Source organism: Kushneria sp. Sum13 (assembly GCF_052692355.1).
Genome location: NZ_CP199847.1, coordinates 1,933,377 through 1,955,963 on the forward strand (window position 1 = coordinate 1,933,377; position 22,587 = coordinate 1,955,963).

Sequence of the window (22,587 nt, forward strand, 5' to 3'; positions counted from 1 at the left end):
CACAGGAAGATGGCCCCGCCAACCTCTCAGCCATCGATGTCTGCCGTTTGCCCGTAACGCTGCTCAAGGGCATTCAACAAGCGCTCATGGACGTTATCAAAGCCGCCGTTGCTCATGATGACAATTCGATCTTCCGGACGCGCCTGTTCCACCAGTGCCTCAATCAGCTGCTCGGTGGTGGTCACGGCATGGGCCGGCACCGGGCAGGCCTGCGCTACCTCAAGCACGGACCATCCCAGCGTCGCCGGTTGATACCAGTAGACCTCATCGGCGCTGGCAACGCTGTCAGGTAGACGGGCCTTCATGGTGCCAAGCTTCATGGTATTGGAGCGTGGCTCAATGACAGCAATCAGTCGCCCGCGGGGCGTCACTGCTCTGAGCCCTTCCAGCGTCATGGCAATCGCTGTCGGATGGTGGGCAAAATCATCGATCACCTGGATGTCATTGACGCAGCCGCGCAGCTCCTGACGCCGGCGCGGAGAAGCAAACGTGGCCAGTGCCGCAGCGGACTGCTCAAGCGTGACACCAACAGCACTGGCGGCGACCATTGCTGCCAGTGCATTGCGCCGATTGTGTTCACCGCTCATGGCCCAGCGCACCACTACTTCACCCTCCGGCGCCCTGACAACAAACTGTTGATCATCAACGCCATCCCCAAGCTGCCACTGCGCCTGATCCGTGCGCCCAAAGCGAGCAATCGGTGACCATACCCCCATGTCGAGCACCCGTGACAATGCCGGCTCATTGTCCGCCACCACCAGCTGTCCATTGCCCGGCACCAGCCGCACCAGATGATGAAACTGTCGCTCGATGGCCGCCAGGTCAGTGAAGATATCGGCGTGGTCGAACTCCAGATTATTGAGCACGGCCACTTCCGGCAGGTAGTGAACGAACTTGGAGCGCTTGTCGAAAAAGGCCGTATCGTACTCATCGGCCTCGATCACGAAGACATCGCCGGACGAGCCGGCACGCGCCGAAACGCCCAGATTGCGCGGGATACCACCAATCAGAAAACCCGGGGCCAACCCGGCCTGCTCAAGGATCCACGCCAGCATGCTGGCCGTGGTGGTCTTGCCGTGCGTCCCGGCCACTGCCAGTACGCGGCGCTTTCGCAGCACGTTATCGGCCAGCCACTGAGGTCCTGAGGTGTAGGGGATGCGCTGATTGAGAACGGCCTCGACCTCGACGTTACCGCGAGACATCGCGTTGCCGATGATCACCAGATCGGGACGGGGATCGAGATTGGCCTCATCAAAACCGTGCCCGGCATCGATACCGTGTGCGGCAAGCTGTGTGCTCATCGGGGGATAGATCCCCTTGTCCGACCCGGTAACCCGATGCCCGAGTTCACGTGCCAGCAGCGCAAGGCTGCCCATGAAAGTGCCACAGATGCCGAGAATATGAATATGCATGAAAAATAGGGCTCTCCGTCAAAAGCCGGATCAGCCTAGCATGGCCCGTGAATCGACGTCAGGCTCCGGTTCACCTGCAATTGATGCATCTCTGACTGGATCAGGCCTGCAGGTAATGGATATGATCGCCCCACGGGCGATGCCCGATGCCGGCCATCGATCCGCTGATCGACCAACAGCAGCGCTGCCCACAAGAGGCGCGCCACGTTGCCGAGAGACAGCTCGGTCAGCCCTCACGGCGTTGGCCGACCTTCATTCATAAGAAGCAGGAAGCTCATGACCTCCAGTAACGCCTTTTACGCACAATCAGGTGGTGTGACGGCCGTGATCAATGCCAGTGCCTGCGGCGTCATTCAGACATGCCGCAAGTACAGCGATCGCATTGGCACCCTCTATGCCGGACACAATGGCATCATCGGCGCATTGACAGAGGATCTGATTGATACCAGCCTGGAAAGTGACGAGGCCATCGCAGCACTGAGACATACCCCGGGCGGCGCCTTCGGCTCCTGTCGTTACAAGCTCAAGGATATCGAGACCCATCGCAGTCAGTACGAGCGTCTCATTGAAGTCTTCAAGGCACACGACATTCGTTATTTCTTCTACAACGGTGGCGGTGACAGTGCCGACACCTGCCTGAAGATCTCGCGTCTTTCCGAGCAGATGGGGTATCCCCTGCAGGCCATTCATGTGGCCAAGACCGTTGATAACGACCTGCCGATTACCGACAACTCTCCCGGTTTTGGCTCGGTCGCCAAGTACATTGCCACCTCGACGCGTGAAGCGGCGCTGGATATTGCATCAATGTGCTCAACGTCCACCAAGGTGTTCATTCTGGAATCCATGGGACGTCACGCGGGCTGGATCGCCGCTGCCGGCGCACTGGCCAGTGAAACCAACGATGGCCCGCCGCACATGATCCTGCTGCCGGAAGTGCCCTTTGACCGCCAGCGCGTGATGAACCATATCGACGCGGCAGTCAAAAAGCATGGCTACTGCGTGGTCGTGGTCTCCGAAGGCGCCCGCTATGAAGACGGCACCTTCCTGGCCGATGCCGGCAACACCGATGCCTTTGGCCACCGCCAGCTCGGTGGTGTCGCACCAACACTGGCCGGCATGGTCAAGCAGGACCTGGGCTACAAGTATCACTGGGCCGTGGCCGACTACCTGCAGCGCGCCGCGCGTCATCTGGCTTCCGCCGTCGATGTCGAGCAGGCCTACGCCGTGGGCCAGCGCGCCGTTGAATGCGCCCTTGAAGGCAAAAATGCCGTGATGCCTGCCATTCAGCGTGACAGCGAAGATCCATACAGCTGGTCGATCATTGATGCGCCGCTTGAGCAGGTCGCCAATCAGGAAAAGTTCATGCCGGCGGAATACATCCGTGAAGATGGCTTTGGCATCAATGATGCCGGCCGGCGTTATCTTCGCCCCCTGATCCAGGGTGAAGACTTCCCGCCGTTTGAAAACGGTCTGCCGAAGGTGGCCAGCCTGCGGCTGGAGCGTATCGCCAAAAAGCTGCCTGAATATCACCTTTAAGGCCAGCGCCTGACCATACGGTATTAACACCGATGGCAACAAAAACCCCCGGTCACTTGATGTGGCCGGGGTTTTTAATGCACACGGGCATAAAAGCGCCTATTTGATCACCATGACCACCACCAGCACCACCATCAGGGCCGCGGCAATGCCCTGCCACAAACGCAGTGACTTCTGCCGCGACGGCGTCTCCAACGCTTTATCAGCCGGCAGGGAAGATGCGTCATCGTCCTCATCGTCAGTAAACGTTGTGGCGTAGCGCAATGCCTGAATCAGCTCGGACAGGCGTCTGAAGCGCAGTGCTCGACGCGGTGATAATGCGCGCTGCAGGGCGTCATCCAGCGCCGCCGGCACCTGAGGATTGATATCACGAGCGCGGTGGTAGGTGAGCGTCGACAGCGCCTGTTCATTTTTCAACGTATTGGGAGCCACGGCATAAGGCATGGCGCTGGTCAGCAGCCAATAGATGGTCGAGGCGAGCGAATACTGGTCGCTGCGGCGACTGACGCCCAGCCCCAGGGCATATTCCGGGGCGCTGTGCATGCCAAGGCGGCCATCGCGCGCCAGCGCCAGGGCAGCATTGTTGTCGTCATCAAGTCGGCGCGCACAGGCGCCAAAATCAATCAGTACCACCTGATCATGCTCATCAATCATGATGTTTTCAGGACGAATGGCCTGATGAAGAATGTCACGCCGATGCAGGGCATGTACGGCGCGAGCAAGCTGACGTGCAATATCAAGACGCTGCTCGATACCGGCCTCGGGATGCTGTTCAAGCCAGTGATCCAGCGGCTGCCCCTCGACGGGGCGCATCAAATAGTAAAGATGACGCCGGGGGCGCGGAGGCGTGACGATGCGCACCACAAAGGGAGAGCGCACCCGTTCGCCAATCCACTGCTGGAGCAGAAAGTGCTCCAGGTACGGATTTCTCGATGACATCTCGGGACTGGGGACCTTCATCACCATTCGTCGCAGCGAAGCCTCATCCCTGACCGCGTATACGTGTGCGCGCGACGTTTTCGAGATAATCGATTCGATCAGAAATCCGTCAATACGATCCCCCGCCTCAAGCTCGGCCGGAATCGGCAGCTGTCCGGGAAGCTGCTCGGGCAGGCCTGCGTCTTCACTGGGCAGTCCTTCCACCCGGACCAGCTGAAAGCAGAAGGCATCGGCACCATAGCCGCGGGCCCCGGCACGCTCACGCGCCATGCCGGCCAGGCGCTCGCAGGCCGCATCAAGATCGTTATCCTGCTGGCGAATGGCGTGCACGTAGTCCGTAGGTGTGAGCGTCCCGCGCACGGCCTGAGAGGTAAAAAGAAACACATCTCCGGTCTTGAGCTGCAGGCTCATGTGATCGATATCAATGTTATTGTCCATGCCCAGCGCCCGGGAGGGATAGCGATACCCGCCCAGATCCGTGACATGATCGCGTGAAAGCTGTTCGAACTCGGCACCACGCAGGCGAAAAACGAGGGTATCGCCCATATGAAACAGAAAACTGTCCCGGCCACGGAAGACAATGGCGGACAGGGAACTGATATAACTGCCGCCCTGGACGTAGCGGCTCTGGCTGTAACACCAGCCGTTGAGTGCCCGCAGTACTCGTGTTGCCGACGTCTTGATGTCCCAGTGATCAGGTGTGGAATAGTAATCGGCCAGAAAGCCACGAACCGAAATATCGCCGGCCTGACGGGCGATGGCGTTACGCCAGGTAGAATCCGCGATGATCGCACAGGCCCCCTTGATCTCGAGCTGGCGGGGGTTATCGGGAATCTGGACCGACATCGATGAACGATGACGACGTTGATCAGGCGCCACGAACGCATGTCCGAAACTTAAAGACAGGCCATTTTGCACGTCACTGGCATCCTTTTTACGAGGCAACGGATTTGTCGTATTGTGCGGATCGGGAGCTACCGATCAACCGGATTGGTAATCGTCCTGCCTGGTTCGTATAATTTTCCACGATTTTCACTCTCGAATTTTCAACCCGCAAACGCAAGGACTCGATCGATGAGTTTCGACAAGATCCCCGCCGGCAAGGATGTTCCCCACGATCTGTTCGTGGCGATTGAAATTCCTGCCAACCATACGCCGATCAAGTATGAAATCGACAAGGATCTCGACGCGCTGCTGGTCGATCGCTTCATGCCGACTCCGATGTTCTACCCGGCCAACTACGGCTTCATCCCCAACACGCTGGCCGATGACGGGGATCCGCTGGACGCCCTGGTTGTCACGCCCTATCCGGTGCAGCCTGGCTGTGTTATTCGTGCACGTCCGGTGGGCATCCTGCACATGACCGATGAAGCCGGCGAAGATGCCAAGCTCATCTGCGTACCGCATCAGAAGCTTTCTGCAGCCTACGACGATGTCGAGGAAGTTACTGACCTGCCCGAACTGCTGCGCCAGCAGATTGCGCACTTCTTCGAGAACTACAAGGATCTCGAAAAGGGCAAGTGGGTCAAGATCGACACCTGGGGCGACAAGGCCGCTGCCATCAAGGCCATCGAAAAATCCATCGATGCCTACCAGAAGGACAACCACTGATCACCAACATGATCGCGTGGCCTCTGAAAGACTGATTGGCGAACCCCTTCGCTGAAAAAATGTCTTCATACCTGCATGTCGCGGCGCCGTTGCGCCGCGACATGTTTTATTCAGGCACTTTTTTCTTTCACTCTCGGCATTTTGATATGCCAGCGCTGCGGAGTTCATGATGTCGCGCGCCCTGTTTTTTTTAATGGTCACCCTGCTGGGAGCCATGCTGTCAGGCACAGCGCCGGCCAGTAATTTCTTTTCCTCGTCCAATGATGATGCTGCCGTCGAAGGCGCCAGTCGTGTGGACAGCGCCACGACCTCTGCATCGCCCTGGCAGACATCGTCCGACGATGCTTCGGGCAACGGCGACTTCCTGCCGGTTGATCAGGCATTTACCTACAGAGCATGGCGTGAAGGCAATACGATCAAGGTGGGATTTGATAGTGCCGAAACCTACTATCTCTATCGCCACCGTTTTGATCTCCAGAGTGAGCGGGCAGATATTGCGCTGAGCGCAGCCGACATTCCACGCGGCGAGCCCATTCATGATGAGTTTCTGGGAGATGTTGAGGTCTTTCATCACCCGCTGATAATCACGGCGACGCTGAAAGACCCGCTGCCTGACGATGCGTCGGTGCCGATTAGCATCAGTTTTCAGGGCTGCGCCGAGGCCGGCCTTTGCTACTCCCCCGAGACACGTCATCTTGAGGCAGCGCCCGGCACCACGCCCGAGCGCTTTATCGGCGCGCGGACGCCCAACGGTCCGGTCCCAGTCACCGACACGGCGCCCTCTGATCAAAAGCCCAACTCTGATCAAGGGCCCAGGGCAGAGGTGTCAACGCTGCCCGGCCAGTCCAGCCTTGTGATCATGATGGGCATTTTCCTGCTCGCAGGGCTGGGGCTTGCCTTTACCCCCTGCGTCCTGCCGATGCTGCCCATCGTGACGACCCTGGTGGTCGGCCAGAACGCCAACAAGCGCCGCGCCCTGATGCTGTCAGCGGCCTACGTGGCGGGTATGTCGCTGACCTATGCCGCGCTGGGCACACTAATGGGAATTTTCGGCGCCAGCCTCAACCTGCAGGCACGGCTGCAGTCGCCATGGGTGCTGATCCCCTTTGCCGCCCTGTTCATTCTGTTTGCCCTGTGGCTGCTGGATGTCTGGCAACTTCCCACCGGTGGGCGTTTTCAACAGCGCATCGGCGCCTGGCAGGACCGGCTTCGCCAGGCCGGTCTGCCGGGGGCTGCGCTAGCAGGCGCGCTCTCGACCCTGATCGTCTCTCCATGCATTTCTGCGCCCCTGGCCGGCGTTCTGGTCTATCTCTCGGCGGGAGCAGACCCACTGGCCGGCATGCTGGCCCTATTGGCCCTTGGCATTGGCATGGGCATTCCCCTGATGCTGGTCGCCACGCTCGGCGCCGGCTGGCTGCCGCGCAGCGGCCCTTGGATGGAGAGCATTCGACGGCTGTTTGCCGTGGCGCTGGCAGGCGTTGCCCTGTGGCTGCTTGACCGTCTGGTGCCCTCAACGCTGTCGCTTGCGCTTTGGGGCAGTCTGGCCGTACTGACCGGGGCGGGAATGGGAGGACTGTCACGCACTGAACCGGCGCTCTGGCCGCGTCTTCGCCAGGCACTGGCCCTGATGGTTCTACTCTGGGGTGGGCTGTGTCTGATCGGGGCCGCCATGGGTCATGATGATCCGTGGATGCCGCTGGCAGGTCAGCGTGCCACATTAGACAGCAGTGCCACATCAGACAGCAGTGACGCAGCCGCCCCCGACATGACTACCGTGACGACCCGCCAGGCGTTTGACCGTGTCATCAGCGATGCTGATAAACCAGTCATGATTGACGTCTATGCTGACTGGTGTATCAGCTGTCGTCATTTTGAGCGCGACGTACTGGGGGACCCGGAGATACGCCGGCAGCTGCAGGCATTTGCCATGATCCGTCTGGATGTCACGGATAACGGTCCGGAGGCGCGCGCGCTGCTCAAGCGCTATCACCTTTTTGGTCCGCCGGCGCTGCTGTTTTTCAGCAAGGGACAGGAAATGCGCGCCCAGCGCACGCAGGGTGAAATCGGCCACCAGCAAATGCGCAATCTGCTCAAGCAGGTCGCAGAAAACGGCTGACCGAATTTCGCCCGTATCATCTGGCGACTTTCTGGACACCGTTCGCTTTTTTCGGCAAACTCCCCCAACACATTTGCGGCGACGTGATCGTCTGAGATCATGTCGCTATCTTGCCGGTTGACCTTCAGGTTAACCATGAGGTGTTTGAAGGCACATACGCTGCCTGACAACAGAGTTTACTTTCCGGGTCCTGTGCCAGACGAGACCCGATCTATCAACAGGTACTGCCATGGACATTCGCAAGGTCAAGAAGCTCATCGAGCTGCTGGAAGAATCCAACATCAGCGAAATCGAGATTCAGGAAGGCGAGGAGTCCGTCCGCATCAGTCGCAATCTGCCCGGCCAGCAGGGCCAGATCATGATGCCTCAGGCACCGATGGGCTATTACCCCCAGCAGCCACAGCCGCAGCAGGCCGCTCCCGGCAGCGCACCGGTTGCCACCGAAGAAGCCGCTCCTGCCGTACCCAGCGGTCACCAGGTACTCTCGCCCATGGTGGGCACTTTCTATCGCTCACCGGCACCCGGTGCCAAGTCGTTCGTCGAGATCGGCCAGAGCGTCAAAAAGGGTGACACCATCTGCATCGTTGAAGCCATGAAGATGATGAACCAGATCGAAGCGGACAAGGATGGCGTGATCGATGCCGTACTTGTTGAAGATGGTGAGCCGGTCGAATTTGACCAGCCCATGATCATCATTGCCTGACAGGATTTTCAGCATGCTGGAAAAGGTACTGATCGCCAATCGCGGCGAAATCGCACTACGTATACTGCGCGCCTGCAAGGAACTCGGTATCAAGACGGTGGCGGTGCATTCAAAGGCTGACCGTGATCTGATTCATGTGCGCCTTGCCGATGAAGCCGTGTGCATTGGCCCGGCCCCCTCCCCGGCGTCCTATCTCAACATCCCGGCGCTGATTTCAGCCGCCGAGGTAACCGATGCGACGGCAATCCATCCGGGTTATGGCTTTTTGTCCGAGAACGCCAATTTCGCCGAACAGGTCGAACGCTCGGGGTTTGTCTTTGTCGGCCCCACGGCGGATGTCATTCGCCTGATGGGGGACAAGGTCTCGGCCATCGAGTCCATGAAAAAGGCTGGCGTACCCACGGTTCCGGGTTCCGATGGCCCGCTGCCCGATGACGATGCCGAAATTCTTGAAATCGGGCGTCGCATCGGCTTCCCGGTCATGATCAAGGCCGCAGCCGGCGGCGGCGGTCGCGGCATGCGCGTGGTTCGTGAAGAGTCCCAGCTGGTCTCGGCCGTGGCGGTGACGAAATCGGAGGCCAATGCCGCCTTCGGCAGCGATGTCGTCTACATGGAGAAGTATCTCGAGCGTCCTCGACACGTCGAAGTTCAGGTACTCGCCGATGGTCAAGGCAATGCCATTCACCTTTATGACCGCGACTGTTCACTGCAGCGTCGCCATCAGAAAGTGCTGGAGGAAGCCCCCGCCCCGCATATCGATGAAACAGCGCGTGCCAACGTGCTCAAGGCCTGTGTTGATGCATGCATCGAGATCGGCTACCGCGGCGCCGGCACCTTCGAGTTCCTGTATGAAAACGGCGAGTTTTTCTTCATCGAAATGAACACCCGTGTTCAGGTGGAGCATCCGGTCACCGAGATGGTCACTGGCGTCGACATTGTCAAGGAACAGCTCAAGATTGCTTCCGGCATTCCCCTGTCGATTCGACAGGAAGATGTGGTCATCAATGGGCACGCCTTTGAGTGTCGCATCAATGCCGAGGATTCTCGCACTTTCATGCCCTCGCCCGGCAAGATCACGTTTTATCATGCCCCGGGCGGGCTGGGTGTGCGCATGGATTCGCACCTTTATACCGGCTATACGGTTCCCCCCAATTACGACTCCCTGATCGGCAAGCTGATCACCTGGGGTGAAAACCGTGAAAGCGCACTGACACGCATGCAAAATGCGCTGGACGAGCTGCTGGTAGAAGGCATCAAGACCAATACCGATCTGCAAAAGGATCTGGTCCGCGATAGCGAATTCCAGCGCGGCGGGGTCAATATTCACTATCTGGAAAAGAAACTGGGCCTGCACTAACGCCCACGGATAGCGACGATACCCATCAGGGGGCGATTGCATCGCCCCCTGATGCTTTTAGACAGTCATGACTGTCTCTCACCCGTCCTGCAGGAGGCCTTATGGCCTGGCTTCAACTCAAGGCGCACATCGCACCGGAACACGCCGAACTGCTCGAAGAGCTTCTGACCGACGAGGGTGCTCAGGCCATTACGCTTGAAGACGCCGTCGACGACCCGGTATTTGAGCCCGAACGCGGCACCACGCCCTTATGGAATCAGACCGTTTTGACCGGGCTTTATGACGATCTGGAAGGCGTCAGCGACATGATCGCAAGGGTGCGCGAGCACTGGGCAAGCGTTGCCAGTGACGAGCCCTGCCCCGAGATCGAGTACGAAGTGCTTGAAGATCGCGACTGGAGTCGCGAATGGATGGACGGCTTTGAACCCATGAAAATGGGCCAGCGCCTATGGATCGTACCCAGCTGGTTTGATCCGCCGGAAAGCGACGCGGTCAATCTGATGCTCGACCCGGGCCTGGCCTTTGGGACCGGTACTCATCCAACCACGGCGCTGTGCCTGCAGTGGCTGGATGAGCTGGCCGTGACCGGTGAGCTTGAACAAAAGCGCCTGATTGATATCGGCTGTGGCTCGGGCATCCTGGCCATCGCAGCGCTCAAGCTAGGCGCGGCCCACGCCATAGGCACCGATATTGATCCGCAGGCCCTGCTGGCCAGCCGGGACAATGCCGGGCGCAATGAGATCGCTGAACAGGATTTTGATCTCTACCTGCCCGAACAGGCTCCGGACGACCGTTTTGAAGTGGTGGTCGCCAACATTCTGGCCGGGCCGCTGGTGGAACTTGCCCCCATGATTGCCGGATATGTCGTGGCAGGCGGACGCCTGGCGCTCTCGGGCATTCTGTCGCACCAGGCCAACGATATTGTTGAGGCCTATCGCGACCAGGGGCTTCACATGAACGAGCCCCGCGAGCGCGAGGGCTGGGTTTGTGTGGAAGGCTATCGCCCGCGTGAGGCCGGCTAAAGCCCGTTCTTTCGGCGAAGCAACGCGACCTGGCCCTTCAAGATCGGCGCTCAGGTCGCTATCATGTCTCTCCCTTTTTCGGATAAAGCTTTCAATGGTTAGCGGACTGCCCTGTATCGGCCCTCACCGGCTGGCCGGGCGCGTTATTCTTGCGCCCATGGCGGGAATCACCGATCGCCCCTTTCGCCAGCTGTGCAGGACGCTGGGCGCAGGACTGGTGGTTTCCGAGATGGTGACGGCCGACAAGCGACTGTGGCACACGCCCAAGTCACGCCTGCGCCTGGACCACAGCGGCGAGCCCGGCCCGCGTTCGGTCCAGATTGCCGGCGGCGATGCTGACATGCTGGCAGACGCCGCTCGCGTCAATGCCGATAACGGTGCTGAAATTATCGACATCAACATGGGCTGCCCGGCCAAGAAGGTCTGCAACAAGGCAGCGGGTTCTGCCCTGATGCGCGATGAAGCCCTGGTCGGCGATATTCTTGAACGCGTGGTCAGCGCCGTGGACATTCCCGTCACGCTCAAGATTCGTACCGGCTGGTGCGACCAGACCCGTAATGCCCTGGCAATCGCGCGCATGGCCGAGAACGCCGGCATTGCAGCACTGAGCGTTCATGGCCGTACCCGCGAGCAGCGCTACCAGGGGCGGGCCGAGTACGACACCATCGCCCGGATCAAATCCGAGCTTTCCATACCGGTGTTTGCCAATGGCGATATCGACGGGCCCGAAAAGGCCCGTCAGGTGCTGGACTATACCGGTGCCGATGCCGTCATGGTCGGCCGTGCGGCACAGGGCAATCCCTGGATCTTTCGCGAGATCGAGCACTATCTTGAAAGCGGCAATCTTCTGCCACCACCGACTGCCGTTGAGCGCGCCGACATCATGACCGGCCATCTGGAAGCCCTTTATGCGTTTTATGGCGAGCACATGGGCGTGCGCATCGCGCGCAAGCATATCGGATGGTACCTCGCCTGCGCAGAGCAGGGCGAACAGTGGCGTCGCGAGTTCAATACCCTTGAAGACTGCGATGAACAGCAGCGCTACCTGAAAGCGCTTTTCGCCGAAAATTCTCCGTTCGCCCATATAGATGGAACGCGTGCCGCATGACTAGTCATCCATTGTCTGATCACCCGGGTGAAACCCCCATTCAGCTTCACCAGCATCCGTCACAGTCACGGACGCTGCGCGAGGCGGTTGACCAGGCCATGTCGCTTTATTTTTCCCATCTTGATGGTGAAAACGTAACCGACCTTTACAACATGGTCATGGCCGAAGTCGAAGCCCCGCTTCTGCGCTCGGTCATGAGCCATACCCGCGGCAACCAGACCCAGGCCTCACAGATGCTGGGACTCAATCGCGGAACACTGCGCAAGAAGCTGAAACAGTACGATTTGATCTGAGCCTGATGCGCTGTTTGCGCACGACACGCTTAACTGCCTGCCACGGAAACCTCATGACTCATCAAGACGAGACTGCAATGTCCAACGCCTGCCTGCCGATTCGCCGTGTATTGATCAGTGTCTCCAACAAGGAAGGCATTGTGGACTTCGCCCGTCGCCTTGCAGCACTTGGCGTCGAGATCCTGTCTACCGGCGGTACATGGCGCCTTCTCAGTGAGCAGGGCGTTGCTGTCACCGAGGTGTCCGAACATACCGGGTTCCCCGAAATCATGGATGGCCGGGTCAAGACCCTTCACCCGCGCATCCACGGTGGCATTCTGGGCCGTCGCGGTCAGGATGATGCCGTCATGGCAGAGCATGACATTGCCCCGATCGACATGGTGGTGGTCAACCTCTATCCCTTCGAGGAGACCGTGGCTGACCCTGCGTGCACGCTGGAGCGCGCCATCGAAAATATCGATATCGGTGGTCCCACCATGGTGCGTGCCTGCGCCAAGAACCACGCCTATACCACCATCGTGGTCGATCCAGCCGACTACACTCGCGTGCTGCAATCCCTGGAAGGCTCAGAAGGTGGCACCGATGGCGCCCTGCGCTTTGATCTGGCCGTGAAGGCCTTTGAACATACCGCCGGTTACGATGCCGCCATCGCAAGTTATCTGGGAGGCATCGTCGAAACCGGTGATGCCGGAGCCCCTGCTCTGCCCCGCACCTGGTCGACCCAGTTCCACAAGCGTCAGCAGATGCGCTACGGCGAAAATCCGCACCAGCAGGCGGCCTTTTATACCGAACGTGAGCCGGCACCGGGCAGTATTGCCAGCGCCGTTCAACTCCAGGGCAAGGAGCTGTCCTATAACAACGTGGCGGACACCGACGCCGCACTGGAATGCGTCAAGAATTTTGACGCGCCCGCCTGTGTCATCGTCAAGCATGCCAATCCCTGTGGCGTCGGCATCAGTCGTGACGGTCAGTTGAAAAGTGCCTATGAACTGGCTTTCGCTACCGATAGCGAATCCGCCTTTGGTGGCATCATTGCCTTTAACCGCGAACTCGATGATGAGACGGCTGCCGCCATCGTCGAGCGTCAATTTGTTGAAGTCATCATTGCTCCGGCCATCAGTGACGCTGCACGCCAGACGGTGGCCGACAAGAAAAACGTGCGTCTGCTGGAATGCGGCGCATGGCCTGACAACAGTGGCGAGAGCTTTGACTACAAGCGCGTCACCGGTGGCCTTCTTGTGCAGTCACGCGATGATGGCATGGTCACTGAACAGGAACTTCGCACGGTGACGCAGCGCGCGCCGTCGTCTGAAGAGCTTGAAGATCTGCTGTTTGCCTGGAAGGTTGCCAAATTCGTCAAGTCCAATGCCATTGTCTATGCCCGCAACGGCCAGACCGTAGGTGTGGGTGCCGGGCAGATGAGCCGCGTCAACTCTGCACGCATTGCAGGCATCAAGGCAGAGCACGCAGGTCTCGAGGTCAAGGGCAGCGTCATGGCATCGGATGCCTTCTTCCCGTTTCGTGACGGCATCGATAACGCCGCGGCAGCCGGCATTACGGCGGTAATTCAGCCGGGTGGTTCCATGCGCGATGAGGAAGTCATCAAGGCCGCCGATGAGGCCGGCATGGCGATGGTCTTTACCGGTATGCGCCATTTCCGGCATTAAATACCCCGCTTCAGCCGTTGTTTAAAAGGGGCCGCCATCATGAGATGGCGGCCCCTTTTTTATATCCTGTTGTGACGATTCGGGCGTTAAACCTGTTTGAAAAAATCTTCTGACGACATTGAACTTAATCCGAATGGCACAATGTCATTGCGTTCTTGCGAGTAATAATGCGTAGCCCGGGCAGTGTCGGCAGCAATGACCTGCGATGGCAAAAAAATTAAAAAAATTGTCCGGAGTAAACCCGCATGTGGAAGGTACTGTCTCTCAAGGGATTGACCATCAAGAAGATCACCCTCGCCGTCGCAATCACTATTGTGACCACCGCCGGCACCTACGGATACGCCAGCGAGCAGAGCTGGTGGTTCACACCGGCCCAGGGCAGCATGTGCTCCTGAGCCTCGAATACCGAAAACCCCGCCATGGCGGGGTTTTTTTAATGGCTCGGATCATCGCTGCCACCAATCGGATCATTCGATGGTCATGCACAGATACTTCGTTTCCATATATTCCTCCAGGCCATAGTGTGACCCTTCACGACCGAGCCCGGATTCCTTCATGCCGCCAAAAGGCGCCGCTGCGTTGGACACCAGTCCTTCGTTGACGCCCACAATGCCGTATTCCAGCGCCTCGCCCACGCGCCAGATGCGCCCGGCATCACGCGTATAGAAATAGGCAGCCAGACCAAACTCGGTATCATTGGCCATGCTGATCGCCTGCGCCTCGTCATCAAAGGGAAAAACGGCAGCCAGGGGCCCAAAGGTTTCTTCAGAGGCCACCTTCATTGACGCATCAGCGCCATTGATGAGCGTGGGCTGATAGAAGCGCCCGCCCAGCGTATGCTGATGGCCGCCGATCATGAGCTCTGCGCCCTTCTCGATGGCATCCTGAACATGCTCATGCACCTTGTTGACGGCGCTTTCATCGATCATGGGGCCAATGTTGACGCCCTCTTCCATGCCGTTACCCACGACCAGATCGCCGTTCATGGCCGCTGCCAGCTTTTCGCAGAAAGCATTGATGACGCCCGACTGCACCAGAAAGCGATTGGTGCAGATGCAGGTCTGTCCTGCATTACGAAACTTCGACGCCATCGCACCGGCCACTGCCGCATCAAGATCGGCGTCATCAAACACGATAAAGGGGGCATTGCCGCCCAGTTCCAGCGACACCTTCTGAATGTGGGTTGAGGCCTGGGACATCAGCTGACGGCCAACTTCCGTGGAGCCGGTAAAGGTAATCTTGCGTACCAGCGTTGATTCGGTCATGGCCTTGCCAATGTCGCTGGCGCTGCCCGGCAGTACGTTGAACACCCCGTGCGGCACACCGGCGCGCTCGGCCAGCACCGCCAGCGCGGTTGCCGACAGCGGCGTCTGTCCGGCCGGCTTGATCACGATCGGACAGCCCGCCGCCAGCGCGGCTGCCGCCTTGCGGGTAATCATGGAGGAAGGAAAGTTCCAGGGCGTGATGGCCCCGACCACACCCACCGGCTGCTTGAGCACCATGATGCGCTGGTTGGATTTTGCCCCTGGAATGGTATCGCCATAGACACGTCGTGCCTCTTCGGCAAACCATCGCATGAAGCTGGCCGCGTAGACGATTTCCCCTTCGGCCTCGGCCACGGGCTTGCCCTGTTCGAGTGTCATGATGCGGCCGAGATCGCGCTTGTGCTCGATCATCAGCTCATACCAGCGATAGAGAATATCAGCCCGTTCAATGGCCGTTCGGCGGCGCCAGTCAGGAAAGGCAGCATGGGCTGCCTGGATGGCACGCTGCGCCTCAACGGCACCCAGCCGGGGTACTCGGGCGATGATTTCGCCCGTGGCAGGATTGTCGACCTCGATCTGCTCGCCGCTATCGGCCGCCACCCAGTTGCCGTCAATGTAGGCAAAGGGTCTAAAAAGGCTTTTATCGTTCAACGTATCCATGTCGTTCTCCTGTCAGCTTGAAGTCCCTGGAGCATTCGGGATAGGCCCAAGCATAGGACATGCCACTGAACAGGAGAACCGTTACCCCGGGTCAGAAGACCGATGGCGGCAGCGTCATGAAGATCAGTTATGGACGAGGGTCAGAAACTCCTGACGTGTTGACAGGTTTTCACGAAAGTCCCCCAGCATGACCGAAGTCTTCATGCTGGAATTCTGCTTCTGAACCCCACGCATCATCATGCACATGTGACGCGCCTCGACAATGACACCAACGCCGCGCGCATCGGTAGCATCCAGTACGGCATTGGCGATCTGGCGCGTCAGCTCTTCCTGAATCTGCAGGCGACGGGCATACATGTCCACGATTCGGGCAAACTTGGAAAGCCCCAGCACCTTGCCGCGCGGAAGATAGCCAATGTGACACTTGCCGATAAAGGGCAGCATGTGATGCTCGCACATCGAATAGAGCTCGATGTCCTTCACGATGACCATCTCATCGGTATCCGATGAAAATACGGCGTCGTTGACAATATCGCCAAGACTTTGCTGATAGCCATGCGTCAGGTACTGCATCGCCTTGGCAGCACGTGCCGGCGTGTCCTGAAGTCCTTCGCGCTCGGGGTCTTCACCCAGCGCCGAAAGGATCTCGCGATAGTGGTTTTCCATCTCCTGACTCATGTTTCTTTCCTGCGTTTCGGGTATATCCAGCGCCTGATAAGGGCACCGTGGCATGGTTCAATTCCGGTCAGACCGGAAGCCGGGCCGGCACTGCATCACGCCAGCCAGCGGGGTGATGACAGCGCGACACGTTGCTGTTCGAGGGTTCTGATATGCTGATCCCAGTAATGCTCACTGGCAAGCCACGGAAAGGCCCGGGGAAAGGCCGGGTCGCTCCAGCGCTCCACCAGCCAGGCACTATATCGCACCAGGCGAAGTGTTCGTAGCTGTTCGATCCATTCAAGCTGACGCCTGTCCAGCGGGCAGTGTTCTTCATACCCTTCTATCAGTTCTGCCAGCTGCGACTTCCATGACGGCTCATCCTCTCCGGTCAACAACATCCAGAGATCCTGAACCGCAGGGGCCATGACACAGTCGTCGAAATCCACCAGCGTGAAATGACTCTCCCGTCCCAGCATATTGCCCAGATGGCAGTCGCCGTGAACGCGCTGAAAGGCATTATCCGGCCAGGCCTTTTCAGGCAGCATGTCCAGCAGCGCCTGACTGATCCGCTCATGGGCACGACGCTGACGCGCCGTCAGCCACTGGCTGGCCCGAATGCTTTCAAAACTTTCCTGCGCAATGGTGTGCGGTCGCAGGGTAGATCGATGCATAAAGGATTTGCGCCGCGCAACGGCGTGCATTTGCCCGATCATGCCGCCCAGGGCAAAAAGATGCTCGGGGTTATCCAGCTCGGGCGCCTGCCCCGGCACAAAATAAAAGATGGCAAGGCGAAAGCCGTCATGATGATGCAATGTATCGCCCAGGTCATTGCGCCAGAGCCGATTGACCGGACAACCCGCCGCATGCAGCTCATCGACAAAGGCATGCTCCTCCAGAATGGCGGCATCCTCAAGACGATCGGGGCGGTAGAACTTGACAATAAAGCGCTGATTTTGATCATCGCGCCATAAAAAGACCCGATTCTCGTAGCTGTTGAGGGCAAAGGGCTCGCCTTCGGTACAAAAGCCCTGCGCCTCTATGGCGGCAACAATGCGCGCCGGGTCGAGCTGTTCAAAGGGATGCGCCACCATTAACCACCTCCACATACAGAAGGCGCCATGCTATCAGATTGCGCGCCCGGCCGGGGTACGGGCAAGCGCGGCGGCGGTCACATGGGCAGCCCCCTGTTCTCGACACGCACTGGAAAGCGCCTCGAGCGTGGCCCCCGTGGTCATGACGTCATCAAGCAGCAATACCTGTGCCGGCAGTGGTGACGTCACCTGATAAACGCGGCGCACGTTACGCTTGCGCGCCGGTCGCGATAGCCCTCTTTGGGTTGGTGTCAGGCGACGTCGTGTCGCCTGGTACAGGGGCAGATCAAGTGCGCGAGCCATTCGTTTGCCCAGCCACAGGGTTTGATCAAACCCGCGCTCGCGTGCACGCCCGGAATGAAGATCCGCCGTCACGATGGCCTGAACGTGGCAAGACCCCTGATGCGCCCTGAACGCCTGCACCATGAGTTGCAGGAGAATCTGACCGGCCCGCCGGTCAGCATTGAACTTGAAGCGCTGGATCAGACCTGCGATGTCGTCTTCATAAAGAAAGGGCACCCAGCTTCGGTCAAAGTCAGGCCGCTGTTTCAGACAGTGCCCGCATGGCATGTCGGCCGCCACCGATGAAGGTCGTGGCTCGCTGCACAAGGGACAGGCGCCGGTATGCCATGGCAATTCGGTGAAGCAGCGCTCACACCAGGGTGTATCACCCAGCGTACCGCCCAGACAAAAACAGCAGTAACCGGGCATTGCCCAGGCCAGAGTGCGATTTAACCACTCAACCAGCCGCCGCCCTTTTATTGGTAATGAATTGACTGTCCTCATTTTGGTGCCATGCCTTTTGATCGTATTAGAAGGCTATCGGCAGACAGGAAGCGTCCTGAACGCATTGATCGATGACATCTTCAGCCAATTTCAAGCGCCGTTAACACCCGGGGTACGACCATTGGTCCAGCCGTCAGGAGTGCCTTGGGGGTCACTCGCATCAGTTGCCATGCTTTCCTTTGGGCAATAAAAAACCCGGCACCATGGCCGGGTAAGGAAAATCATCCATCGACATCAGAGTGACGCTAATAGCGCTTAGTTCATCACCATCTGATCGTTATCCTGCTCGAACTCAACCTGAACGGCTGATGCAGCGTTCATCGACTGAGAAGTGCTGGCAAGCGCGTCTGTCATGGCTGGGCTGTGGCCATGATAGCCAAAAGGAGAGGCGTGATTGGCATCAGCTTTAGCAGCGCTTGAGTGAGCCTGGCGATTCAGCGGCTGATGCAGACTCTCGTATGTCTCGGCCATGGCCACGCTATGACCGTTGGATGCAGAAGGAAGACCTTTCGACTCTGTGTGATGCAGGACAACAGAAGTATCGAGAGACTGGGTGGTATTGGCATCGGCTTGCGCCATGGCGGTGCTCTGACCATTCGTCATGGGGGCAACCTGAGAGGAGGCCATGGCCGTGCCGGTCGTGGTAGCAATCACTAACGCTGAAACGATGGAAAGCAGTGAAGTACGCATAATAAACTCCTTTATATCTTCCTGATGAAAGAAAAACGGAGCTTCTCGCTGTGTCTATAGCGGAACATTTCGTCTTTCTCTCTGTGTGGGAAGCATTATGCGACTTAAGTCGAAAACCATAAATGCACGAAACGACACAAGCTTGTTGTCGAATATGCACCAATCATCTGAAAACCCCTGCTGCAAGGATTTTAAAAAAACAGCTAATCACATGAATTAACTGAAATAAATTCGTTGTCCTCACTGGCGGTGTCTTTTCATCGCCCGGGCCTCTGAACCATTTGCTTTCTTCTTGCTCTGAAATACCTGCTTTCCATGGCACGCTGAAATTCCATCATCGTCATGTCATTGACCCACAACAATATGCCCGGGCGTGGCTGAGCAATGCCTGAGCGCTTTAACGGGTATTTATAAGGCTGGAAGCGTTACCTGAAGGGCAAGGCGCACAAGTACCTGACGATGAAAGCCCTTCGATGCTCACCGCTTCTCCATTACCCCTTGGGCTTTGGCGATAATTCCAGGCAGCAGGTATCAAAGCAGAACTCGTTATCGGGTATCACGGGGACGGGAAGAGTGAATGCGGGCATTCACGAACGCAAGGATACGCCAGCATCAAGAATGATAAGCGAAAGGGGCGTATTTGGAGGTCGTAGAGAAACGATTAGAAGTCGTAGAGGAACTACCAGGAGGTGCCCGTCGATCAGAATGACGAAGCGATACGTGTATCTGGCGCCGCGCCGAGTGAGGCAGGGATAACCGTCAATTACTGATTATTCAATGGTGCGGAAGGAGAGACTCGAACTCTCACGCCTTACGGCACTGGAACCTAAATCCAGCGTGTCTACCAATTCCACCACTCCCGCGAGTGCGGCGTATTGTACGCATTGCGCCGTGGCAGTCAATCAGCAGAAGCATACGTCTGTCCGTTTCGTGAATTGCGGACAAAGAAAAGCCCCTCTACAAGGAGGGGCAAAGAAACCCAGAAGGATGTCTTGCACTATCTCTGACTACGGTAGTCGGAATTGGTTCCACACTTTCTGAATTAATCACGGAAATCATGTCCACAGCATCATGGGGCTGCCCGTAACTACTGCCTTACCCAAATATTCAAAACATTAGATCAGGCTTAATTTAAGGCTCTACTCGCCTATTTGCCAATACAGGCAGGCCTGTACAGGCCACTACATTGTGCTAGAGTCTGCGCCGCATCGAGGACAAGGAATGCCTTCGAGCGCAGACATCACGTATTGCCATCCATACCGACAAGGGAAATGTCATGAATCCGACCGGCTCTCGCAGTGGTCCGCGTTGCCCAGAATGTAATATCACGCTTTCCTGGCCCGGGCGCACGCCGGACCACCATGAACTACGATGCCCTAATGGGCATTACATCTGCACCATGCAGGAATTTCGTCAGGCCGCCTTTGATCTTGCCATGGCCGAGGAGTATCAGCTTCACCGTACCGGCATGGCGCGCAAGGCAGGTTAGCGTCATCGACCAGGGCGTGTCCGACAACAGGAGCATCATCATGCGACATTATCGCGCTGGTCTTCTTTCATTGTCTGCCGGTCTGGTACTGGTCATGGTCACGACACAGGGCATGGCAGCTTCACAGGAGCGCGCTGGAAGCGAGGCGCAGCAACGCTTTGAGCGCGCTCAGCAGCATTCCCGTATCCAGTCCGGTGAAGCTCGCGTCAATCGTCAAAAATCCAGTCTGCGCAACCAGCAGACCATGTCTGGCAATGAGCGTCCCCTGCAACAGCAGCAACTGCGGCAATCACAGCGTGAACTGCAGGCAGACAAGCGTCGTTATCAGCAGCGCAGCAACACTTCCGCCACTGGCGCTTCCAGCACAACAGACAATGACCGTGATAGCGGTGTTCGCTGATACACTATCATGAACCAATCTGTTCTCGATGGAGTTGCTCACGATGACCCGTCCCTGCTATCCGGAACATCACACGCCCTGTCAGGCATGGGCATCGCGCTGGGTGGAATCCTTTCTGGAGTGTCCTGACGAGGCGTGGAACACGTTTGAGTCTGCACATCGGACAGCCTTTATCATTTTGCGAGTCACCCGCCCGGACATGGGCGCGGAGATATTGATCGACTCACTGATTCAGGCTCAGATGGTATCGTAATGTCCCAGCAGGAAAGCGGTGTGCCGACAGACGACCAATCAGAAGACACGATGCCAATGGGATATCGCTCCCTGCGCAATCCGTTGCCTTCCAATCGACGTTATCGCAATGTGCTGTGGTATGAACGGTTCAATTGGCTGGTACTGACCCTGTTTGCCCTGTTCAGTCCAATCGTGCTGGCCCTGGTGATTGGCCATGTGCAACACATCCCCATGCCCTTTTCAAATCTTGCCCTTCCCTTTTTGCACTGAGCAAGACTTCAAGGCCTTGCAGACGCTTGATCACTGATTGATCAGCGACTATCGGCCAGCGGGAGCGGCGAAGGATGCTTGCCGGTTACCCAGCCCAGACTTTTTGCCGTTTGCGTGGCAAACCAGCCCAGCGTCTCATGCAGGTTCACGACCTCACCCACGATGATCAGGGTGGGCGGTGCCGCTTTTAGATCCGCCAGCCGGCCCGGTAGATTCTCGAGTGTGCCGGTATGCAGGCGCTGTCGGGCGGTCGTGCCCTGCTCTATCAGCGCAATGGGCGTTGAGCCGGATAGACCATGCTGAATCAGCTGTTCGCACAGGGTGTCCAGCGTCCCCAGTCCCATATAAAACACCAGCGTCTGTCCGGGCGCTGCCAGTGTCTGCCAGTCAAGGTCGCAGGTACCGTTGCGAAGATGGCCGGTCACGAACCGTACCGACTGGGCATAATCCCGATGTGTTAACGGAATACCGGTATAAGCCGAAATCCCCGTGGCCGCCGTAATGCCCGGCACGACTTCAAAGGAAAGTTTTGCGGCGGCCAGCGCCTGCAGCTCCTCTCCGCCCCGACCAAAGATGAAAGGGTCGCCCCCTTTCAGTCGAACGACCTGATACCCACCGCGCGCCCAATCCACCAGTGACTGGTTGATGCCTTCCTGAGGCACGCTGTGGGCCGAGCGCGCCTTGCCAACGTAAAGACGGCGCGCCTGCGGGTTGGCAAGCGCCAGAATTTCCGGGCTGACCAGCCGATCATGAATGACCACGTCTGCCTCACGCAGTCGCTCCAGCGCCCGCAGGGTCAAAAGCCCCGGGTCTCCCGGCCCGGCACCCACCAGAGAGACATGGCCGCGCCGCAGGGCACTGGGCGTCTCGGGCGCCAGCGCCCGGGTTCGAACGGGCAGTCGTACGGTCGATAATTCAGGACAGCCCGGCACATGCACACCAATGTGGCTTTGGCGTGCGGTCTCTGCCCAGCGCGCATCTTCGGCAGCACTGCCGGTAGCCACAACCCAGAGCTGACCGGTCCGTGGCATGTCATCAACACAGCGCCAGCCCTCTTCACGCGCAAGCGTCGCCAGCGCCGGCATCATCTCACCGTGCAGGGTCAGGTTCAGGTCAAGCCCCTGGAACTGGCGGGCCATCATCAGGGCGGCCTGACCGGCACCGATCAGGTGCGCATCCAGATGGCGAGGATCAAACTGAAGAGAAAGCAGTTCCATAAGCGCTCTGAGAGTTGTCGTAATCGCTTCATGATGACATGCGCCGGAATCCACTCCCGAA

The 22,587-nt window shown here is 58.3% G+C and carries 21 protein-coding genes and 1 tRNA gene; 13 read left to right on the plus strand and 9 right to left on the minus strand.

The window, feature by feature from the left end; translation table 11 throughout:
• Positions 1 to 26: 26 nt before the first annotated feature.
• Positions 27 to 1,412, minus strand: a complete 1,386-nt coding sequence (gene mpl / locus ACUN8C_RS09135; RefSeq protein ID WP_445618931.1) for a UDP-N-acetylmuramate:L-alanyl-gamma-D-glutamyl-meso-diaminopimelate ligase — start codon at positions 1,410 to 1,412, stop codon at positions 27 to 29.
• A 276-nt stretch (positions 1,413 to 1,688) separates the two neighbouring features.
• Here mpl and ACUN8C_RS09140 point away from each other — a divergent pair, with 276 nt between their 5' ends.
• Positions 1,689 to 2,948, plus strand: coding sequence for a 6-phosphofructokinase (locus ACUN8C_RS09140; protein ID WP_108842115.1), 1,260 nt, complete (start codon positions 1,689 to 1,691; stop codon positions 2,946 to 2,948).
• 99 nt (positions 2,949 to 3,047) lie between these two features.
• Here ACUN8C_RS09140 and ACUN8C_RS09145 read toward each other — a convergent pair whose 3' ends face one another.
• Positions 3,048 to 4,733 (minus strand): protein kinase domain-containing protein, encoded by a 1,686-nt coding sequence (locus tag ACUN8C_RS09145; protein ID WP_445621848.1) that lies wholly within the window; start codon positions 4,731 to 4,733, stop codon positions 3,048 to 3,050.
• A gap of 228 nt (positions 4,734 to 4,961) precedes the next feature.
• Here ACUN8C_RS09145 and ppa point away from each other — a divergent pair, with 228 nt between their 5' ends.
• The 9 genes from ppa to ACUN8C_RS09190 all read left to right on the plus strand — a co-directional run bounded on the left by ppa (position 4,962) and on the right by ACUN8C_RS09190 (position 14,159).
• Positions 4,962 to 5,498, plus strand: coding sequence for an inorganic diphosphatase (gene ppa / locus ACUN8C_RS09150; RefSeq protein ID WP_108842117.1), 537 nt, complete (start codon positions 4,962 to 4,964; stop codon positions 5,496 to 5,498).
• A 166-nt stretch (positions 5,499 to 5,664) separates the two neighbouring features.
• Positions 5,665 to 7,614 carry a protein-disulfide reductase DsbD gene (gene dsbD / locus ACUN8C_RS09155; RefSeq protein WP_445618932.1) on the plus strand — a complete coding sequence of 650 codons (1,950 nt, stop codon included), beginning with the start codon at positions 5,665 to 5,667 and terminating at the stop codon, positions 7,612 to 7,614.
• Between the two features lie 229 nt (positions 7,615 to 7,843).
• A complete protein-coding gene (gene accB, locus ACUN8C_RS09160; RefSeq protein ID WP_445618933.1) occupies positions 7,844 to 8,317 on the plus strand; it encodes an acetyl-CoA carboxylase biotin carboxyl carrier protein in 474 nt (157 codons plus the stop codon).
• Between the two features lie 13 nt (positions 8,318 to 8,330).
• Positions 8,331 to 9,674, plus strand: a complete 1,344-nt coding sequence (gene accC, locus ACUN8C_RS09165; protein WP_445618934.1) for an acetyl-CoA carboxylase biotin carboxylase subunit — start codon at positions 8,331 to 8,333, stop codon at positions 9,672 to 9,674.
• Positions 9,675 to 9,775: 101 nt separating this feature from the next.
• Positions 9,776 to 10,696, plus strand: a complete 921-nt coding sequence (gene prmA, locus ACUN8C_RS09170) for a 50S ribosomal protein L11 methyltransferase (RefSeq protein ID WP_445618935.1) — start codon at positions 9,776 to 9,778, stop codon at positions 10,694 to 10,696.
• 94 nt (positions 10,697 to 10,790) lie between these two features.
• A complete protein-coding gene (gene dusB, locus ACUN8C_RS09175) occupies positions 10,791 to 11,804 on the plus strand; it encodes a tRNA dihydrouridine synthase DusB (protein WP_445618936.1) in 1,014 nt (337 codons plus the stop codon).
• The gene (fis, locus tag ACUN8C_RS09180) at positions 11,801 to 12,097 is read left to right on the plus strand and encodes a DNA-binding transcriptional regulator Fis (protein WP_243409142.1); all 297 of its coding nucleotides are present in this window, start codon (positions 11,801 to 11,803) and stop codon (positions 12,095 to 12,097) included. Before dusB ends, fis begins: the two co-directional genes overlap by 4 nt.
• A gap of 53 nt (positions 12,098 to 12,150) precedes the next feature.
• Positions 12,151 to 13,764, plus strand: a complete 1,614-nt coding sequence (purH, locus tag ACUN8C_RS09185) for a bifunctional phosphoribosylaminoimidazolecarboxamide formyltransferase/IMP cyclohydrolase (protein ID WP_445618937.1) — start codon at positions 12,151 to 12,153, stop codon at positions 13,762 to 13,764.
• Positions 13,765 to 14,009: 245 nt separating this feature from the next.
• Positions 14,010 to 14,159 (plus strand): hypothetical protein, encoded by a 150-nt coding sequence (locus ACUN8C_RS09190; protein ID WP_165814180.1) that lies wholly within the window; start codon positions 14,010 to 14,012, stop codon positions 14,157 to 14,159.
• 72 nt (positions 14,160 to 14,231) lie between these two features.
• On the opposite strand, the gene ACUN8C_RS09195 is transcribed toward ACUN8C_RS09190, so the two are convergent.
• The 6 genes from ACUN8C_RS09195 to ACUN8C_RS09220 all read right to left on the minus strand — a co-directional run bounded on the left by ACUN8C_RS09195 (position 14,232) and on the right by ACUN8C_RS09220 (position 19,779).
• Positions 14,232 to 15,689 carry an NAD-dependent succinate-semialdehyde dehydrogenase gene (locus tag ACUN8C_RS09195; protein ID WP_445618938.1) on the minus strand — a complete coding sequence of 486 codons (1,458 nt, stop codon included), beginning with the start codon at positions 15,687 to 15,689 and terminating at the stop codon, positions 14,232 to 14,234.
• A gap of 123 nt (positions 15,690 to 15,812) precedes the next feature.
• Positions 15,813 to 16,367 (minus strand): GTP cyclohydrolase I FolE, encoded by a 555-nt coding sequence (folE, locus tag ACUN8C_RS09200; RefSeq protein ID WP_207771434.1) that lies wholly within the window; start codon positions 16,365 to 16,367, stop codon positions 15,813 to 15,815.
• Positions 16,368 to 16,462: 95 nt separating this feature from the next.
• Positions 16,463 to 17,455, minus strand: a complete 993-nt coding sequence (locus ACUN8C_RS09205; RefSeq protein ID WP_445618939.1) for a serine/threonine protein kinase — start codon at positions 17,453 to 17,455, stop codon at positions 16,463 to 16,465.
• An 18-nt stretch (positions 17,456 to 17,473) separates the two neighbouring features.
• Positions 17,474 to 18,226, minus strand: a complete 753-nt coding sequence (locus ACUN8C_RS09210) for a ComF family protein (RefSeq protein ID WP_445618940.1) — start codon at positions 18,224 to 18,226, stop codon at positions 17,474 to 17,476.
• 255 nt (positions 18,227 to 18,481) lie between these two features.
• Positions 18,482 to 18,916, minus strand: a complete 435-nt coding sequence (locus tag ACUN8C_RS09215; RefSeq protein ID WP_445618941.1) for a hypothetical protein — start codon at positions 18,914 to 18,916, stop codon at positions 18,482 to 18,484.
• Between the two features lie 778 nt (positions 18,917 to 19,694).
• A tRNA-Leu gene (locus ACUN8C_RS09220) sits at positions 19,695 to 19,779 on the minus strand.
• 666 nt (positions 19,780 to 20,445) lie between these two features.
• Here ACUN8C_RS09220 and ACUN8C_RS09225 point away from each other — a divergent pair.
• Genes ACUN8C_RS09225 through ACUN8C_RS09235 form a run of 3 tightly spaced genes read left to right on the plus strand, consistent with a single transcriptional unit; the run spans position 20,446 to position 21,309 of the window.
• Positions 20,446 to 20,805: a hypothetical protein gene (locus ACUN8C_RS09225; RefSeq protein WP_445618942.1), complete on the plus strand. Its 360-nt coding sequence runs from the start codon at positions 20,446 to 20,448 to the stop codon at positions 20,803 to 20,805.
• Positions 20,806 to 20,848: 43 nt separating this feature from the next.
• A complete protein-coding gene (locus ACUN8C_RS09230; RefSeq protein WP_445618943.1) occupies positions 20,849 to 21,058 on the plus strand; it encodes a hypothetical protein in 210 nt (69 codons plus the stop codon).
• Entirely contained in the window at positions 21,058 to 21,309 is a 252-nt protein-coding gene (locus ACUN8C_RS09235; protein ID WP_445618944.1) for a hypothetical protein, read from the plus strand. Before ACUN8C_RS09230 ends, ACUN8C_RS09235 begins: the two co-directional genes overlap by 1 nt.
• Before the next feature lie 41 nt (positions 21,310 to 21,350).
• On the opposite strand, the gene cobA is transcribed toward ACUN8C_RS09235, so the two are convergent.
• Positions 21,351 to 22,526 carry a uroporphyrinogen-III C-methyltransferase gene (gene cobA / locus ACUN8C_RS09240; protein WP_445618945.1) on the minus strand — a complete coding sequence of 392 codons (1,176 nt, stop codon included), beginning with the start codon at positions 22,524 to 22,526 and terminating at the stop codon, positions 21,351 to 21,353.
• Between the last annotated feature and the right edge of the window lie 61 nt (positions 22,527 to 22,587).